At 63.6% G+C, this 16,414-nt stretch carries 14 protein-coding genes; 3 read left to right on the top strand and 11 right to left on the bottom strand.

What is annotated here, in order from left to right; translation table 11 throughout:
- The first annotated feature begins 89 nt into the window (after positions 1–89).
- The 3 genes from RI103_RS11205 (at position 90) to RI103_RS11195 (ending at position 3,251) form a co-directional block, all read left to right on the top strand.
- The gene (locus RI103_RS11205; protein ID WP_064269887.1) at positions 90–1,475 is read left to right on the top strand and encodes a replicative DNA helicase; all 1,386 of its coding nucleotides are present in this window, start codon (positions 90–92) and stop codon (positions 1,473–1,475) included.
- 139 nt (positions 1,476–1,614) lie between these two features.
- Positions 1,615–2,241 carry a DUF47 domain-containing protein gene (locus tag RI103_RS11200; RefSeq protein WP_007182106.1) on the top strand — a complete coding sequence of 209 codons (627 nt, stop codon included), beginning with the start codon at positions 1,615–1,617 and terminating at the stop codon, positions 2,239–2,241.
- Positions 2,241–3,251 carry an anion permease gene (locus tag RI103_RS11195; protein WP_310812098.1) on the top strand — a complete coding sequence of 337 codons (1,011 nt, stop codon included), beginning with the start codon at positions 2,241–2,243 and terminating at the stop codon, positions 3,249–3,251. Before RI103_RS11200 ends, RI103_RS11195 begins: the two co-directional genes overlap by 1 nt.
- A gap of 58 nt (positions 3,252–3,309) precedes the next feature.
- Here the strand turns inward: RI103_RS11195 and RI103_RS11190 are convergent, their stop codons facing one another.
- The 11 genes from RI103_RS11190 to RI103_RS11140 form a co-directional block, all read right to left on the bottom strand.
- Positions 3,310–4,116 carry an SDR family oxidoreductase gene (locus RI103_RS11190; RefSeq protein WP_310812097.1) on the bottom strand — a complete coding sequence of 269 codons (807 nt, stop codon included), beginning with the start codon at positions 4,114–4,116 and terminating at the stop codon, positions 3,310–3,312.
- 183 nt (positions 4,117–4,299) lie between these two features.
- On the bottom strand, positions 4,300–5,514 hold the full coding sequence (locus RI103_RS11185; RefSeq protein ID WP_310812096.1) for an NlpC/P60 family protein: 1,215 nt from the start codon (positions 5,512–5,514) through the stop codon (positions 4,300–4,302).
- Between the two features lie 212 nt (positions 5,515–5,726).
- On the bottom strand, positions 5,727–7,595 hold the full coding sequence (locus RI103_RS11180) for a PhoH family protein (RefSeq protein ID WP_310812095.1): 1,869 nt from the start codon (positions 7,593–7,595) through the stop codon (positions 5,727–5,729).
- Positions 7,596–7,948: 353 nt separating this feature from the next.
- Positions 7,949–8,410: a peroxiredoxin gene (locus tag RI103_RS11175; RefSeq protein ID WP_310812094.1), complete on the bottom strand. Its 462-nt coding sequence runs from the start codon at positions 8,408–8,410 to the stop codon at positions 7,949–7,951.
- 140 nt (positions 8,411–8,550) lie between these two features.
- Positions 8,551–9,444: a polysaccharide deacetylase family protein gene (locus RI103_RS11170; protein ID WP_310812093.1), complete on the bottom strand. Its 894-nt coding sequence runs from the start codon at positions 9,442–9,444 to the stop codon at positions 8,551–8,553.
- Positions 9,445–9,454: 10 nt separating this feature from the next.
- Positions 9,455–10,501 (bottom strand): bifunctional UDP-4-keto-pentose/UDP-xylose synthase, encoded by a 1,047-nt coding sequence (locus RI103_RS11165; protein WP_310812092.1) that lies wholly within the window; start codon positions 10,499–10,501, stop codon positions 9,455–9,457.
- On the bottom strand, positions 10,498–11,433 hold the full coding sequence (locus RI103_RS11160) for a formyltransferase (RefSeq protein WP_310812091.1): 936 nt from the start codon (positions 11,431–11,433) through the stop codon (positions 10,498–10,500). The genes RI103_RS11165 and RI103_RS11160 overlap by 4 nt, the downstream gene beginning before the upstream one ends.
- Positions 11,430–12,473: a glycosyltransferase gene (locus tag RI103_RS11155; protein ID WP_310812090.1), complete on the bottom strand. Its 1,044-nt coding sequence runs from the start codon at positions 12,471–12,473 to the stop codon at positions 11,430–11,432. Before RI103_RS11155 ends, RI103_RS11160 begins: the two co-directional genes overlap by 4 nt.
- A 6-nt stretch (positions 12,474–12,479) precedes the next feature.
- Entirely contained in the window at positions 12,480–13,631 is a 1,152-nt protein-coding gene (locus tag RI103_RS11150) for a DegT/DnrJ/EryC1/StrS aminotransferase family protein (protein WP_310812089.1), read from the bottom strand.
- A gap of 257 nt (positions 13,632–13,888) precedes the next feature.
- On the bottom strand, positions 13,889–14,260 hold the full coding sequence (locus RI103_RS11145; protein ID WP_310812088.1) for an SMR family transporter: 372 nt from the start codon (positions 14,258–14,260) through the stop codon (positions 13,889–13,891).
- 25 nt (positions 14,261–14,285) lie between these two features.
- Positions 14,286–16,040, bottom strand: coding sequence for a glycosyltransferase family 39 protein (locus RI103_RS11140; protein ID WP_310812087.1), 1,755 nt, complete (start codon positions 16,038–16,040; stop codon positions 14,286–14,288).
- Positions 16,041–16,414 lie beyond the last annotated feature (374 nt).

Below are 16,414 nucleotides of genomic sequence, written 5' to 3'. Positions count from 1 at the left end.
GGCCCCTGCTTTTTTTGTGCCCGTTTTTTTGTTTTTCCCGCTCGCCGCGGCCGCCCGCGCGCCCCCGATTTGCCCGATAATCCCACTCCATGAACGCACCGTCCAAAGACCCCCAACTCGAGTCGCTGAAAGTCCCGCCGCATTCGATCGAGGCCGAGCAATCGGTGCTGGGCGGCCTGCTGCTCGACAATGCCGCGTGGGACCGCATCGCCGACTTCCTGTCGCAGAGCGACTTCTACCGCTACGATCACCGCATCATCTTCGAGCACATCGGCAAGCTGATCGCGGCCACGCGTCCGGCCGACGTGATCACCGTGTACGAGGCGCTCGGCACCTCGGGCAAGGCGGAAGAGGTCGGCGGTCTGGCCTATCTGAACGCGCTGGCGCAGAACACGCCGAGCGCGGCGAATATTCGCCGCTACGCGGAAATCGTGCGCGATCGGGCGGTGCTGCGCCGTCTGGTGTCGGTCGCCGATGAGATCTCCGCCGACGCCTTCAACCCGCAGGGCAAGGAAGTCCGGCAGTTGCTGGACGAGGCCGAGTCGAAGGTGTTTTCCATCGCCGAAGACGGCGCGCGCGGCACTCAGGGTTTCCTCGAAATCGGGCCGCTGCTCACGGAAGTCGTCGAGCGGATCGACACGCTTTATCACACGGCGAATCCGAGCGACGTAACCGGCACGCCGACCGGCTTTGTCGATCTGGACCGCATGACTTCCGGTATGCACGGCGGCGAACTGATCATCGTCGCGGGCCGCCCGTCGATGGGTAAAACGGCGTTTTCGATGAACGTCGGCGAATACGTGGCGGTCGAGTACGGCTTGCCGGTCGCGGTGTTCTCGATGGAAATGCCGGGTTCGCAACTCACCATGCGTATGCTCGGCTCGGTCGGCCGGCTGGATCAGCATCGTATGCGAACGGGGCGTCTGACCGACGAGGATTGGCCGAAGCTCACGCACGCCGTGCAGAAAATGAGCGAGGCGCAGATTTTCATCGACGAAACCGGCGGTCTGAATCCGATGGAACTGCGTTCGCGCGCGCGCCGATTGTCGCGCCAGTGCGGCAAGCTGGGGCTGATCATCATCGACTACCTGCAACTGATGAGCGGGTCGTCGTCAGGGGAAAACCGCGCGACCGAAATTTCGGAAATCTCACGTTCGTTGAAAAGTCTCGCCAAGGAACTCGACGTGCCGGTGATCGCGTTGTCGCAGCTCAACCGGGGTCTCGAACAGCGTCCGAACAAGCGGCCGATCATGTCGGATTTGCGCGAATCCGGCGCTATCGAGCAGGATGCCGACGTGATCCTGTTCATTTACCGCGATGAGGTCTATAACCCGGACAGCCCCGATAAAGGCACGGCCGAGATCATCATCGGTAAGCAGCGGAATGGCCCGATCGGCCCCGTTCGGCTCACGTTCCATGGCCAATTTACGAAGTTCGACAACTTTGCCGGCGCGCAGAATTTCTACAGCGACTAAAAACGCAAATTCGCGCAGAAGTGAAGCGATAACTGGAGCGCCGTTGTAACGGCGCTTTCAAAAGTGCGGCCCGAGTCTCGCAACGGTACAATGTGGCGGTTTTATGTCAGCCATAATGTGACCAATTTTCGGGATCCCAATGTTCGGTCGTTTCATGCCCACCGAGGGCAAGTTCTTTGAAATTTTCAATGCGCACGCAACGTGCATCGTCTCGGCAAGCCGCGAACTCGAGCTGCTGATCGACAATCTGCAGGACGCCGAGACCCACAAGCAAAACGTACAAAAAGCCGAAAAGGCCGCCGACAAGCTCACGCACGAAACCATCGACCTGCTGCACAAGACGTTCATCACGCCGCTCGACCGTGACGAGATCCACAAGCTGATCACCACGATGGACGACATCCTCGACCTGATGGAGGACGTCGCCACCGCCATTTCGCTGTACGACGTGCAGGCCGTGACCTCCGAGGCGAGCCAACTGGCACACATCTGCACGGCGACCTCCGAGCGCGTGCAGTTCGCCGTGAGCCTGCTGTCCGACATGAAGCAGGCGAGCCAGATCCTGAAGGCCTGCGAGGAAATCGATCGTCTGGAATCGGAAGCCGACCGCGTGCTGCGCTCGGCCATGTCGAAACTGTTCCGTGAAGAAGACAACGTCAAGACGCTGATCAAGCTGAAAGCGATCTATGAATTGCTCGAAACGATCACGGACAAGTGTGAGGATGTAGCGAACATCATCGAAGGCATCGTGCTGGAAAACGCATAATGCAATCGATACAACTCGCAATCTGGGTCGTCGGCGGCCTGGTCGCTGTCGCACTGATTTTCGACTTCATGAACGGCTTCCACGACGCGGCGAATTCGATCGCCACGGTCGTCTCGACCGGCGTGCTGAAGCCGCAGCAGGCGGTGGCCTTCGCGGCGGCGTTCAACGTCGTCGCCTATTTCGTGTTCCACCTGAAAGTGGCGGCGACCGTCGGCAAAGGCACGATCGATCCGAACATCGTCGACCATTACGTGATTTTCGGCGCGCTGGTCGGTGCGATCGGCTGGAACATCATCACGTGGCACTACGGCATTCCATCGAGCTCCTCGCATGCGCTGATCGGCGGCCTGGTGGGCGCGGCGCTCGCCAAGTCGGGCTGGGGCTCGCTCAATTTCGACGGCCTGATGAAGACGGTGGCCTTCATCTTCATTTCGCCGCTGCTCGGCTTCGTGCTCGGCTCGTTCTTCATGCTGGCGGTGTCGTGGATCTACTTCCGCACGCCGCCGAGCAAGGTCGATCGGCGTTTCCGGCGCCTGCAGCTGGTGTCGGCGGGCTTGTACAGCCTCGGCCACGGCGGCAACGACGCGCAGAAAACCATCGGCATTATCTGGATGCTGCTGATCGCAACCGGTTATGCGTCGTCGATCGCGGATGCGCCGCCGCTGTGGGTGATCGGCGGCTGTTATCTCTCCATGGGCATCGGCACGCTGTTCGGCGGCTGGCGCATTGTCCGCACGATGGGCCAGAAGATCACCAAGCTCAAGCCGGTCGGCGGCTTTTGCGCGGAGTCGGGCGGGGCGATCACACTGTTTACCGCCTCGTGGCTCGGCATCCCGGTGTCCACCACGCACACGATTACCGGCGCGATTGTCGGTGTCGGCGCGACGCAGAAGTTGAGCGCGGTGCGTTGGGGCGTGGCGGGCAACATCGTCTGGGCGTGGATTCTGACGATCCCGGCTTCCGCGGCGCTCGCCGGGGCGGCGTGGTGGCTCGGCCACCGTTTCTTGTAGAACGCGCGGCGGCGTTGTCCGCCGCGCTATCAAACTGTCCGGCTTCGAAGCGCGCCGTCTAGATCAGCGGCGCGCTGGCTCCATCCATCGGGACGATTGCGCCCGTCACATAGCTCGCGCGGCGGCTCGCCAGAAACAGCGCGACATCCGCGATTTCCTCGGGTTTGGCATAGCGTCCGAGCGGTACTTTGGCCTGCCCGCGCGCGAGCGCTTCCGTGCTCTCGATGCCTTGCTGCGTCGCTTCCAGTTTGACCGCTTCCTCGACACGCTCGGTCAGCGTCGCCCCGGGGTTGATCGCGTTGATGCGGATGCCATAGCGCCCGTAATAATGAGCGAGGCCGACGGTGGCGAGCATCAACGCGGCGTTCGCAGCGCCGCCGGCAATATGGATATCGCTCGCGATCTTGCCGCCCATGCCGATGATATTGACGATCGTGCCGGGCTCGCCGCCGTTGCCGGCCTTGACGCGCTCGGCCATGCGGCGCAGCACTTCCTGCTGGGGATAGATGTAGGGGAAGTATTTCGCTTCCATGGTGGCGCGGAACGCCTCGGCATCGAGCGTTTCCGGGTCGTAACGGCGAGCGGCGCCGGCGCTGTTGATCAGTATGTCGATCGGGCCGACCGCGGTGCTGACTTCCTCGACGATATCGGCGGCGCTGTGCGGTTCGTGCAGGTCGGCGCGGGTTCGATGCACGTGCAGGCCTTCCTGCTTCAACTGCTCGTAAGCGCGCGCGAGATTGGCCGGATCGCGTGAGACGATCGCGACTTTCGCGCCCTCTAGCGCAAACGCCCGGGCGCAAGCGAACCCGATTCCCTTGCTGCCGCCCGTGATCAGCACCACCTTGTCCTTAAGCCCGAGATCCATCGTCATCACCCGCTTTCGAAAGAATATCGATGACGATAGCAGATCGGCGGCGTCGTGGTGGTGTCGGCCGCGTGCGCCGCCGGCCGGCTTGTGTCTTGAGGTATGGACGCCGCAGGCGGCATGATCCGGTCGTGTTCGCGTGCAGAGCGCGGAAAGGGTCGACGCCTGGCCGGCGTTGCGGTCTCAGAAGTTGCCGTTGGCGAAGCGGGCGATTGGATCGTCGTTGGTCTGCGTGGGGGCGGGTATGCCGCGCGAGGCGGTCGACGCACGCATGATCTGCACGCTGCCGTTCTCATCGGCTTGCTGCGCCTGGCGAGCCTGACGCGCGGCGACGGAAGCGGGCGGCGGCGGCTCGAACGCGTCGGCGGCGGCATCGATTGGATCGGGAGCGCGTCCGGCCGCCGCTTGCGGCGCAGTGCGTGAAGGCATCGGCTGTGGCTGAGCCAATGCGCTGGCGTTGGCGACATCGGCACTGGCTTGAGCGGCAGGCCCCGGCGTCGGCGACACCGCGCCTGCCGCACGCGCTTGCATCTGCGCTGCGCTCAGGCCCGGCGGTGGTGGTTCGAACGGATCGGCTTGTGGCGTGGCTGCGGTGGTTGTCGGTTGAGCTTCTGTGGTTGACGGTGCGCGCGGCGTCGCCGCCACGCGGGCCGTCGGCTGCGTTTGCGATTGGGGTTGCAGCGCGCCCGTGGCATAAACCGGCGGCTGTGCCGCTGTCTTCGTCGACGCCGGCGCCACGGTCGCCGCTGCACCCGCCACGCCCGCATACGCCGGCGCTGTCTGCGCCACAGGCGCAACACGCTCAGGCCGCGGCGCCGCAGCCTGATAGTTCGGCGTATCGAATGGCGCGGGTGTCGCGGCCGGCCCGGCCACGCGGCGAATCCCGTCGAAACGTTTGGCCCAATAAGGATTGGTCAAATAGTCGAGCCTCACCGTCCCACCGGTCGACGGCGCGTTGACAAAACGCAGCTTGCCCACATAAATGCCGACGTGCGAATGCGCCCGCCCCGTCGTGTTGAAGAAAATCAGATCGCCCGGCGCGATCTCGTCCGGCTCGATCGATTCGCCACGCCCGCTCATATCCGCCGTCGTGCGCGGCAGATTCACGGACGCCGCGCGCAAGACGACATAGCGAACCAATCCGCTGCAATCGAAGCCGCTATCCGGCGTATTGCCGCCCCAGCGGTATGGAATGCCGACGAGACTCATCGCCTGAATCGAGATTTCCTCGCGGCCGATGCTGTGGTCGACGAAATTCGGAAAGCCGGGCGGCGGAGCGTGATAGGCGCCGTTCGCCACGACGACCGAGCTGCCCGAGCGCGACAACGTCTTCTGCGGCGCGCCGGCACAGGCGGCGAGCAGCAGAACGGTCAGCAACGAGAGGGCGAGTCGGCGCATGAAGACGAGGCGAGCGGTAAGCGCTCGTTTAACGGCAAACGATGTCGGGATGGTAGCCCTTGGGACCTCGCTCCGGCAAGAATTCTTGACAAATTACTTGAAGTTCGCGCGCTAAGTGTTGCCCGGTGAGAACGCGCGGGCGAGAAAAAAGCCGCGTCCAGATTGCTCCAGACGCGGCTCGCGACTTCTAACAAACGCTAACTAGCTGAACCTTAAAGAATTTCCGATGCGTAATCCGCCAGACGCGAACGCTCGCCGCGTGCCAGCGTCACATGCCCACTGTGCGCCCAGCCCTTGAAGCGATCGACCACGTACGTCAGTCCCGAACTGCCTTCCGTCAGGTAAGGCGTATCGATCTGCGCGATGTTGCCCAGACAGATGATCTTCGTGCCCGGACCCGCACGCGTGACCAGCGTTTTCATCTGTTTCGGCGTCAGGTTTTGCGCCTCGTCGATGATCAGATACTTGTCCACGAACGTGCGGCCGCGCATGAAGTTCATGCTCTTGACCTTCAGGCGCGAGCGGATCAACTCCTGAGTCGCGGCGCGGCCCCATTCGCCGGCTGCGTCGTCGGTCTTCTGCAGGACTTCGAGGTTGTCGTCGAATGCACCCATCCACGGCTGCATTTTTTCCTCTTCCGTACCCGGCAGGAAGCCGATGTCTTCGCCGACCGGCACCGTCGCACGCGTCACGATGATCTCGTTGTAGCGCTTGTCGTCCAGCACCTGCGCAAGACCGGCGGCGAGCGCGACCAGCGTCTTGCCGGTGCCGGCCTGACCCAGCAGCGTGACGAAGTCGATCTCCGGATTCATCAACAGGTTCAGCGCGAAGTTCTGCTCGCGGTTACGCGCCGTGATGCCCCACACGTTGTTCTTGTGGTGGCCGTAGTCGCGCAAGGTTTGCAGCAGCGCGGTCTTGCCGTTCAGCTCGCGCACCAGCGCGTGAAACGCCGGCTCGCCGTTTTGCGGCTCGAGATAGACGAACTCGTTGACCAGCATCGAGGCGCACAGCGGACCGGTCACACGGTAGTACGTCGTACCGGTCTTGGTGTCCTGCCAGCTCTCCATGCCCTTTGCGTGCTTGGTCCAGAAATCCTGCGGCAGTGCGCGGATGCCGGAATACAGCAGATCGCTGTCTTCGAGCACCTGGTCGTTGAAGTAGTCTTCGGCGGGCAGGCCAAGCGCATGCGCCTTGATGCGCATATTGATGTCTTTCGACACCAGCACGACCTGGCGATCCATCCGGTCGCGCTGCAACGCGCGCACCACGCCGAGGATCTGGTTGTCGGCCTTGCCTTCCGGCAGGCCTTCCACCGGCTCGATGGCGGTGAGCTTGGTCTGGAAGTACAGCCGCCCGGAAGCCTCGCGGCTGCCCAGACGCGCCAGCGAAATGCCGTCGGACATGTTGCCGGCGTTCGCCACCAGCGCGTCCAGTGTGCGGCTCACCTGACGTGCGTTGCGCGCGACTTCCGACATGCCCTTCTTGTGGTTGTCGAGTTCTTCCAACGTCATCATCGGGAGATAGACGTCGTGTTCCTCGAAACGGAACAGGCAGCTCGGATCGTGCATCAGCACGTTCGTGTCGAGCACGAAGAGCTTCTGGACTTCGGCCGGCTGGGTGCCGGTGCCACGTTTCTTGCTGGTGCCGCGCGTGCTCGGCGCGACGGCCGCAGGTGTGCTGGCCTCGGCCTGCTTCGCGCTCGGCGTGCGGGCGACGACCGGCTGCGCGGCCGGCTCGGCCGGCGCACGGGTAGCGGGAACCGGTTGCAGCAGGGCGGCGGTCTGCTTCGATCTGCGGCCCGGTGCCGTTGCGCTGCGCGCCGGAGCGGCCTGGCCGGCGGATGCGGACGACGCGGCAGGAGCAGCCGACGATGCCGGCACAGGCCGCAAAGTGGTCGCGGCATTGGCGGCGTGCGCCATCGGCGTGGCGACGTTCGCGCGGCCGTAATCGGCCGACTCTGCGGATTCCCCGTCGGCAGCCTGTTTCTTCGCGGCGGAGCGCGCCGGACTGGCGGCTTTGGCCTTGTATTCGTCAGGCGGCAGGAGATTGCCGAGCTTGCTGGGGGGGGTAGGCAAAGGCATGGTTTCCCTCGAATTAATCGGGTCACATATCGTGCGCCGCCTGTCGCATTCTGCCGGTGCCAGTGAGTGCGCACGCAGTTTGCGCCCGGAGGCGCGCATTCGGTCTAGAGATGCCGGTTCGCCTGGTCTTCGATCGGCTCCTTAACGGAAGCGCGTGGCCGAGTGAACGAACGGCCGCGCGCAATTGAAAAAGCCGCCGCCCCGGCGTACGGGGCAAGCGGCTCGCCTACAGTGCTCGCGTTGCACCTCGCGACTCCGACGGAACCCAGGAAACGGGAAGCGGCCGTCAAGTCTGGCGCAGCGGCAAAATTTGGGGGTGTACAGGCACTCATTGCAACCCAATATAACGCGCCTCAAAGCGCTTGTACAGCCTCCAGAATATCGTCGACGTGGCCCGGCACTTTCACGCCGCGCCACTCCTGGCGCAGCACGCCTTCACCGTCGATGAGGAACGTGGAGCGTTCAATCCCCCGTACTTCTTTGCCATACATTTTCTTCATTTTGATGACGCTGAAGAGCGCGCACAGCGTTTCTTCCGGATCCGAGATCAGTGGGAAGGGCAATTCGAGCTTCGCCTTGAAGTTGTCATGCGAGCGCAGGCTGTCGCGCGACACGCCCATGATCTCCGCGCCGGCCTTCTTGAACTTCGGATACAGATCGCGAAACTGCAGACCTTCGGTCGTACAGCCCGGCGTGTTGTCCTTCGGATAAAAATACAGCACCACCTTCTTGCCCCGCAGCTTGGACAGCGTGATCTCGCCACCGGTAGCAGAAGCGGTGAAGTCGGGGATGGGTTGGTCGACTGCGATGGACACGAGGTTCTCCGGTTGTAATAGCCTGCGCCGGATGAGTGCGGCGGCGTCGGCCTGGCATCGAAACTTGGGGGAGGGTGACCGGCGCGCGGCATGCTCTCGCGTGGCGGTCGGGTCGTCAGGGCCGGTTGCGGGTTGACCAGTCAGGGCTGAACAATCAACTCGCCGGAGCGCCCTGGAATTTCACCCCACGTAACAGGGTACGATGGCAGCGTGTTGCGGTCTAGCGTGGCGTAATAGTCACCCATGGTCGCGAAGGTGTGGCCTTGCGCGCGCCAGCCTTCCAGAAGCTGTTCGAAGATCGGCGCGAGCTTTTGCCCTTCGAGTTCCGCGTGCAGCGTGAACACCTGGTCGTGCGGATTGTTTTCAGTGTGCTTCAACATCCATGCGGCGACGTTGTGGGTTTCGACACCGTCCACGCCAAGCACTTCGTCGAGCGTGGGCAGCGTGGTGGGCATCTGCACGTGCGCGAGTGTGCGCCCGTCGACCACCGGCAGATACGGCGAGTGGCCGCGCCCGTCGGACGCATAGCGCATGCCCCATGCGTCGATCTGTTCGAACGCATGGCCGTTCATCTGCCAGCCTGCCGCGCCGTGCGTGACCGGCGGCGCGCCGAACACCTCGACGAAGCGGTCGTGGCTTTGTTGCATCTGCGCCGCGGTCCACGCGCGATCTTTCGAGCGCACATTGTCCTGCCAGTACACGTGATCCCACGTATGAATGCCGCATTCGAAGCCGGCTTCATGGATCGCGCGCATTTGCGCCGAGGCCTTGGCGCCGATGTCCGGACCGGGCAGCAGCACGCCGTACATCAGTTGCTTGACGCCGTAGTGTTCGACCACCGAGGTACGCGACACCTTCTTCAGAAAGCCCGGCCGCAACACGCGGCGCATCGCCCAGCCAGTGTGGTCGGGCCCAAGGCTGAACAGGAAGGTGGCGCGCGCCTTGAAGCGGTCGAAGATGCGCGCGAGGTTCGGCACGCCTTCGCGGGTGCCGCGCAGCGTGTCGACGTCGATCTTCAGGACGATGCGAGCCAAGGATCAGCCCTTATTGCTGTTCGACGAGCGCGCGCGCTTCGCCGACGTGGCCACGATACGCTTCGAAAATCTTGCGCAGCGCTTCGTCGAAAGTCGACTTCGGCGCCCAGCCGAGTTCCTGCATGGTGTTGTCGATCTTCGGCACGCGGTTCTGCACGTCCTGATAGCCCGCGCCGTAGTACGCGCCCGACGACGTTTCGACCAGTTGCACCTGCTTGGCCGTGTCCGCGTATTCCGGGAATTCGGCGGCGAGCGCCAGCATCTTGTGCGCGAGTTCACGCACCGAGAAATTGTTGGTCGGGTTGCCGATGTTGTAGATCTTGCCCGTGGCGACGCCGTCTTTGTTCTCGATGATCTTCATCAGCGCGCCGATGCCGTCGTCGATGTCCGTGAAAGCGCGCTTTTGCGCGCCGCCATCGACGAGGCTGATGTTCTCGCCGCGCACGATATGGCCGAGGAACTGCGTGACCACGCGCGAGCTGCCTTCCTTCGGCGTGTAGATCGAGTCGAGGCCCGGGCCGATCCAGTTGAACGGACGGAACAGCGTGAAGTTCAGGCCTTCCATGCCGTAACCCCAGATCACGCGGTCCATCAACTGCTTGGAGCATGCGTAGATCCAGCGCGGCTTGTTGATCGGGCCGTACGACAGTTGCGACTCTTCCGGATCGAACTGCTCGTCCGTGCACATGCCGTACACCTCGGACGTGGACGGAAACACGAGGTGCTTGCCGTACTTGACGGCTGAACGCACGATCGGCAGGTTCGCCTCGAAATCCAGTTCGAACACCCGCAGCGGCTGCTTCACGTAGGTGGCGGGAGTCGCGATCGCGACCAGCGGCAGGATCACATCGCACTTCTTGATGTGATATTCGACCCACTCCTTGTTGATCGTGATGTCGCCTTCGAAGAAGTGCATCCGCTCATGATTGATCAGATCGCCCAGACGCTCGGTCTGCATGTCCATGCCGAAGACTTCCCAATTGGTCGTTTCGAGAATGCGTTTGGACAGGTGATGGCCGATGAAGCCGTTCACACCCAGAATCAGGACTTTTTTCATGAGTAACGGGGAGTTTGGATGAGCTGGGCAAATTCGGCCGGAGTGACGACAGTCTCGCTGCCGTCTTGCTGGTGCCGCAATTCGTGGATGGCGATCGCGCGGCCGTCGCCGCATATCGCGAAAACGGCATTATCGCTTACGTGCAGGCCCGGGGGCAAATCCGAGCGAAGCGCGCCGGGCGCGGCGAGGCGCGCGCGCGTCACGACGAAACGCAGCTCGCCGATCTCCGTGAAAGCGCCAGGATAGGGCGGCGCGACCGCGCGAATCAGGTTGTAGACCTGCTGCGCCGATTGCGTCCAGTCGATGCGGCCGTCTTCCGGCTTGCGTCCGCCGTAATAGCTGCCGTGCGCGAGGTCGTTCGGCAGATGCGGCGCTTCGCCCGCCAGCAGCGACGGCAGCACGCGCCACAGCGTTTGTTCGGCGGCCACCGTGACCTTGTCGAACACTTGCGCGGCGGTGTCGTCGGGCAAAATCGGCACCGGCGTTTGCGCGAGGATCGCGCCCGCGTCCGGTTTGGCGGCCATTTCGTGCAGCGTCGCGCCGGTTTCGCTCTCGCCGTGCAGCACGGCCCAGTTGGTCGGCACGCGGCCGCGATATTTCGGCAGCAGCGAGCCGTGCATGTTGTAAGCGCCACGTGCGGCGAGCGCGAGCAGCTCGACCGGCAACATGTGGCGGTAGTAGAACGAGAAGATGAAGTCTGGCCGCGCGGCGCTCACTGCCTCACGTAGTTCGGCGCTCTTTGGATCGGCGGGCGTGACCACCTTGATGCCGTGCTCGGCTGCAATCGAGGCGACGCTGCCGAACCAGATGTTTTCGGTCGGACTATCTTCGTGCGTGACGACGAGCGCCACATCGACGCCGCGCGCGAGCAGCACCTGCAGGCAGCGCACGCCGACGTTGTGATACGCGAATACGACAGCGCGTGGCTTCATGGGTTCGGGCCCTGATCGAGGAGCGGCGCGGCCTGCACGGCCTGCACCACCGCCTGGCGCGGCGCTTCGGTCACGGTTGTGCCGTCGCGCTGTTCGAGAATGGTCTGAACCAGATACCGCGGACGCGCGCGCACCTGCTGGTAGATGCGCCCGATGTATTCACCGAGCAGGCCGAGCGCGAAAATGATCACGCCGAGCAGGAAGAAGATCACGGCGAACAGCGTGAACACACCTTGCACTTCCGCGCCGATGATGAAGCGCCGAATCAGCAGCAGCACGAACAGCGCCGCGGACCCGAGCGACAGGATCACGCCGATGAACGACAGCCATTGCAGCGGCACCACCGAGAAGCCGGTGACGAGATCGAAGTTCAGGCGGATCAGCGAATACAGCGAGTACTTCGATTCGCCGGCAAAACGTTCTTCGTGCGCGACCTCGATTTCCACGGGATTCTGCGCGAAGGTGTAGGCAAGCGCGGGAATGAACGTGTTGATTTCGCCGCAGCGATTGATCGTGTCGATGATATGCCGGCTGTACGCGCGCAGCATGCAGCCCTGGTCGGTCATCTTGATGCGGGTGATGCGTTCGCGCAGCCGGTTCATCGCGCGCGAGGCCTTGCGGCGCCACAGGCTGTCCTGGCGTTGCAGGCGAATCGTGCCGACGTAGTCGTAGCCTTCGCGCATCTTCGAGACCAGCTTGGTGATCTCTTCCGGCGGATTCTGCAGGTCGGCGTCGAGCGTGATGACGATCTCGCCGCGCGATTGCTCGAAGCCCGCCAGAATCGCCATGTGCTGGCCGTAGTTGCCGTTCAGCAGAATCACGCGGGTCGTGTCGGGACGCGCGCGGAACTGTTCGGCGAGCAGGGCTGCGGATTTGTCGCGGCTGCCGTCGTTGATGAAGATCACTTCATAACCGGTGCCGAGCGCGTCGAGCGCCGGATACAGGCGCGCGAACAGCGCGGCCAGGCCGGCTTCCTCGTTGTACACCGGGATGATGACCGACACTTCCGGTGCGGCAGCGCGATGTTCCGAATAAATCATTTCCGCTTATTTTCCGTATTGTTCGCAAATTTCATTGACCGCGCGGCACACCCGTTTCACGTCGCTTTCGTTCATCAACGTGAAGAGCGGCAGCGTGACGTTGGTCGCGCCGAACTTCTCCGCATGCGGGAACATGCCTTCCCTGAAGCCGCGCGCACGGTACAGCGAGAACAGGTGGATCGCCGGATAGTGCACGCCCGAGCCGATGCCGCGCTCCTTCAACTGACCCATGAAGCCGGCGCGGTCGATCGTGAGTTTCTCGAGCGGCAGCGTGATCTGGAACATGTGCCAGTTGCTGTTTTCAAGATCAGCAAACGGCAGGCCGACCCCGAGTTTCGCCGCCGCGCCGCCTTCGAAACCGGCGAAATACGCGCGCACGAGTTTCCTGCGCTGCGCGAGGAAGCGCTCCAGATGCGGCAGCTGGCCGAGGCCGACGCGCGCCGCAACGTCCGTCAGGTTGTACTTGCCGCCAAGCACGTCGCAGTCCATGCCGTCGAAGCCGGTGCGCGTGATGCCTTGCAGGCGGTACTTCTGCGCAAGAACGGCTTCTTCTTCATTGTTCAGCACCAGCGCGCCGCCTTCGATCGAGGTCAGGTTCTTGTTCGCGTGGAAACTGAACGAAACCATGTCGCCCAGCTTGCCGATGCGCTCGCCTTTCCACGTCGAGCCGAACGCTTGCGCGGCGTCTTCGATCACGCGCAGCTTGTGGGCACGGGCGATCTCATACAGACGGTCCATATCGACCGGCAGTCCCGACAGATACACCGGAATCAGCGCCTTGGTGCGCGGCGTGATGGCTTTTTCAAGCAGATCGAGGTCGATATTGCGGGTCACCGGGTCGATGTCGGCGAACACAGGCGTCGCGCCGACTTCATAGATCACATTGCTGGTCGAGACCCACGAGGCCGGTGTCGTGATGACTTCGTCGCCTTCGCCCACCCCGGCGATGCGCAGGCCGATCTCCAGCGTCGCCGTGCCGGAGTTGAACGTGCGCACTGGACGGCCGCCGCAGAACTCGGAGAGCGCCGCTTCGAACTTCTGGTTCTGCGGGCCGGTGGTGATCCAGCCGGAGCGCAGCACGTCGGCGACGCCTTGAATCGTTTCCTCGTCGATCTCGGGTTTGACAAAAGGCAAAAACGGGACTGTTGACTGGCTCATGAATGCTTCGCTCGATTGAAAGGGGCGCATCCCGAAGGGCGCGAAGTAAACCACACACTATGCGCAAATTGTGCGCAAACCGGGGCAGCGGCAAAAAAGGGCGCAACCGCATAGCATACCGTGGTCAACCTTACGTGATCCTTAGCCGACCGGGTCGCCCGCTTACGGTATCTTGTGCCGTCTGCGTCTTGCCAGCCGGCGCTGGCGGTAATCAGTAATAAAAAGTGTCCGGCACACCGTGGCCTGGACCGCGGCAGCTAGCTGCGCGCCAGAAGCACCACGCCGATCAGAATGACGCCGATGCCGACCAGCTTCTGTACCGACAGCACTTCGCCGAACAGGTACCACGCCGCGAGCGCATTGACGACATAGCCGAGCGACAGCATCGGATAGGCGATCGACACGTCCACTCGCGACAGCCCGATGACCCACACTGCCACGCTAATCACATAACAGGCCAGGCCGCCGATGATCGGCGGCTGGGTTGCCAGGCGAAAGGCGATGGGCAGGATGTTCGCACGGGTGAATTCGAAGTGTCCAACGGCATTCGTACCGGCTTTGAGCAGCAACTGCGCGCCGGCGTTCAACGTCACGCCCGCAAGAATGCAAAAGAGGGAAATCGGGTTCATCGAACGGTTAGTTCCTGATATGGGGTCATGGTTGTGCTTTTTCCAGCGGCGCCGACGCGGACGCCGGTGCTGGTGCATCGGCGGCCGGCGCGCCGGCCGCGGCGAGCGGCTTTTCCACCACGACCCGGCGCGAGTCGCGGGCGATCAGCCGCATCGGCAGGCCTTCCTTGAGGAGGCGGTCGTAGGTCGGCGGCGGGATCAGCGCGAGCGCGTAACGGTCGGCCTTCCAGCGCTCGATCCACGCATCGACGGACGGAATCCATTTCTGCGGCTCGACGGACACGCCGAACGCCAGTTCGTCGGGATGCTCGACCATGATCATGGTGTGGTCGACATAGAACGGCATCGTGTGGTCGAGTACACCCACTGAATAGAACGGCGTATCCGCCGGCAACTTCGCGATCTCCGCCTTGATGGCCGGCGCGAGCGGCGCGCCGGAACTGAGCCTGCCGAACACGTCGTGACCCGTGCCGGCGATGGTGCCCAGCAGCAGCCAGGCCGCGCCGAAGGTGGCGACGGCGCCGAGGCTGCCGGCCCGGCTGCGCCGGTTCAGCCACAGCGCGGCCAGCGTCAGCACGAAGGCGACGGCGAGCGCGGCCAGCACCCACGTGCGGTACTCCGCATACAGTTCGGCCGGATTGCGGGCGCTGCCGAAGCGCGCCATGAACAACGCGGCAAACGCGGCCACGACCAGAAAGAGCGCATAACCGGCAAGATGGCGGCGCAACTGGTCGCGCGTGACGAGCGGCAGATACATGCCGATCAGCAGCGCGATGGGCGGCGCGATGGGCAGCGTGTAGGACAGCAGCTTCGAGTGAGACGCGCTGAAGAACAGGAAGATGAAGATCGTCCACGTCACCATTAGCGTGATCGGTGCGAAGCCGTTCGGCTGGCGTGGCAGGCGCCACGCGTGGCGCACGCTTTGCAGCGTCACCGAGAGCCACGGCAGGAAGCCCACAATCAGCACCGGCACGAAGTAGTAGAACGGCCCCGGACGGTTCTGCTCGGGCGTCAGATAGCGCTTGAACTGCTGAACGATGAAGAAGAAGTTCAGGAATTCCGGATTGCGCTCCTGCACCAGCACGAACCACGGCGTGACGATCGCGAAGAACACGATCAGGCCGCCGATCAGATGCAGGCGCTTCCACACGGCCCAGTCGCGCGCGATCACCGTGTACAGCACCAGCACCGCGCCCGGCAGGATGACGCCGACGAGGCCCTTGGACAGCACGGCCAGCGCCATCGAGCCCCAGCAGATCCACATCCAGCCGCGCACGCAGCCGGTCGCCAGGTTGGGGCGCTGCGCGAGCAGCAGCGCGCACAGCGTCAGCTGCATCCAGAACGACAGGCCCATGTCGAGCGTGTTGAAGTGGCCCATCAGGTTCCAGTACGGCGAGGTCGCCAGCACGATTGCCGCGAACACGCCGGTCGCCGCGTTGAACACGCGCGCGCCGGTGAAGCCGATCAGCAGCACGCCGGCAAAGCCCGTCAGCGCCGTATAGAGCCGTGCCTGCCATTCGCCGACGCCGAACCACGCGAACGTGAGCGCGTTCGCCCAGGTCTGCAGCGGCGGTTTCTCGAAATACTTGTAGCCGTTGTAGCGCGGCGTGATCCAGTCGCCGGTCGTGAACATCTCGCGCGCCATCTCGGCGTAGCGGCCTTCGTCGCTCGGCAGCAGGTGGCGCCAGCCGAGCGGCACGAACCAGATCACGGCAAGGGCCAGCACCAGCAGCAGAATCGTGGTGCGGTTGAGCGGTAGCCTGGACGGCGTATCGTTCATGGATTTCAACCTTTATGGCGACGCCGCGCAGGCGGCGAAGCTGTGTTGTTCGGAAATGGCGACCGGTCAGGCGGGCGGCGCCCGTGAGGCGGCCGGCGCTTCGCGGGACGGCCCTCCTCGGGGCGCGCGTGCATGAGACTGTCCGCGCAGCGTTCTGGTTGCCTGCAAGTACACCGTGACGCCGGCGCTGAGTCCCGGCGCGGGGACACGCCGCGAGTCTCGACGGCGGCGGTTGCTTCACTTTCCGCCGACAGGCAACCGGCGCGCGGTCGTGCTCAGGGACGCCGGTCCGGCATCGATGGCGCGCAGTGTACGTTATCGGCCACGACGCGGCCAAGACGCGCGGTTCAGGCCGCTGCTGCGAATGCTTCAGA

The organism is Paraburkholderia sp. FT54, from assembly GCF_031585635.1.
Classification (GTDB): domain Bacteria; phylum Pseudomonadota; class Gammaproteobacteria; order Burkholderiales; family Burkholderiaceae; genus Paraburkholderia.
The sequence above is the reverse complement of the archived record's forward strand: the minus strand, read 5'-3'. Positions and strand labels throughout refer to the sequence as shown.

Coding starts and splice junctions, on each gene's coding strand:
- RI103_RS11160 (WP_310812091.1), bottom strand. CDS start 11,433: ATGAAGCCACGCGCTGTCGTATTCGCGTATCACAACGTCGGCGTGCGC.
- RI103_RS11145 (WP_310812088.1), bottom strand. CDS start 14,260: ATGAACCCGATTTCCCTCTTTTGCATTCTTGCGGGCGTGACGTTGAAC.
- RI103_RS11140 (WP_310812087.1), bottom strand. CDS start 16,040: ATGAACGATACGCCGTCCAGGCTACCGCTCAACCGCACCACGATTCTG.
- RI103_RS11150 (WP_310812089.1), bottom strand. CDS start 13,631: ATGAGCCAGTCAACAGTCCCGTTTTTGCCTTTTGTCAAACCCGAGATC.
- RI103_RS11195 (WP_310812098.1), top strand. CDS start 2,241: ATGCAATCGATACAACTCGCAATCTGGGTCGTCGGCGGCCTGGTCGCT.
- RI103_RS11190 (WP_310812097.1), bottom strand. CDS start 4,116: ATGGATCTCGGGCTTAAGGACAAGGTGGTGCTGATCACGGGCGGCAGC.
- RI103_RS11180 (WP_310812095.1), bottom strand. CDS start 7,595: ATGCCTTTGCCTACCCCCCCCAGCAAGCTCGGCAATCTCCTGCCGCCT.
- RI103_RS11200 (WP_007182106.1), top strand. CDS start 1,615: ATGTTCGGTCGTTTCATGCCCACCGAGGGCAAGTTCTTTGAAATTTTC.
- RI103_RS11155 (WP_310812090.1), bottom strand. CDS start 12,473: ATGATTTATTCGGAACATCGCGCTGCCGCACCGGAAGTGTCGGTCATC.
- RI103_RS11205 (WP_064269887.1), top strand. CDS start 90: ATGAACGCACCGTCCAAAGACCCCCAACTCGAGTCGCTGAAAGTCCCG.
- RI103_RS11165 (WP_310812092.1), bottom strand. CDS start 10,501: ATGAAAAAAGTCCTGATTCTGGGTGTGAACGGCTTCATCGGCCATCAC.
- RI103_RS11185 (WP_310812096.1), bottom strand. CDS start 5,514: ATGCGCCGACTCGCCCTCTCGTTGCTGACCGTTCTGCTGCTCGCCGCC.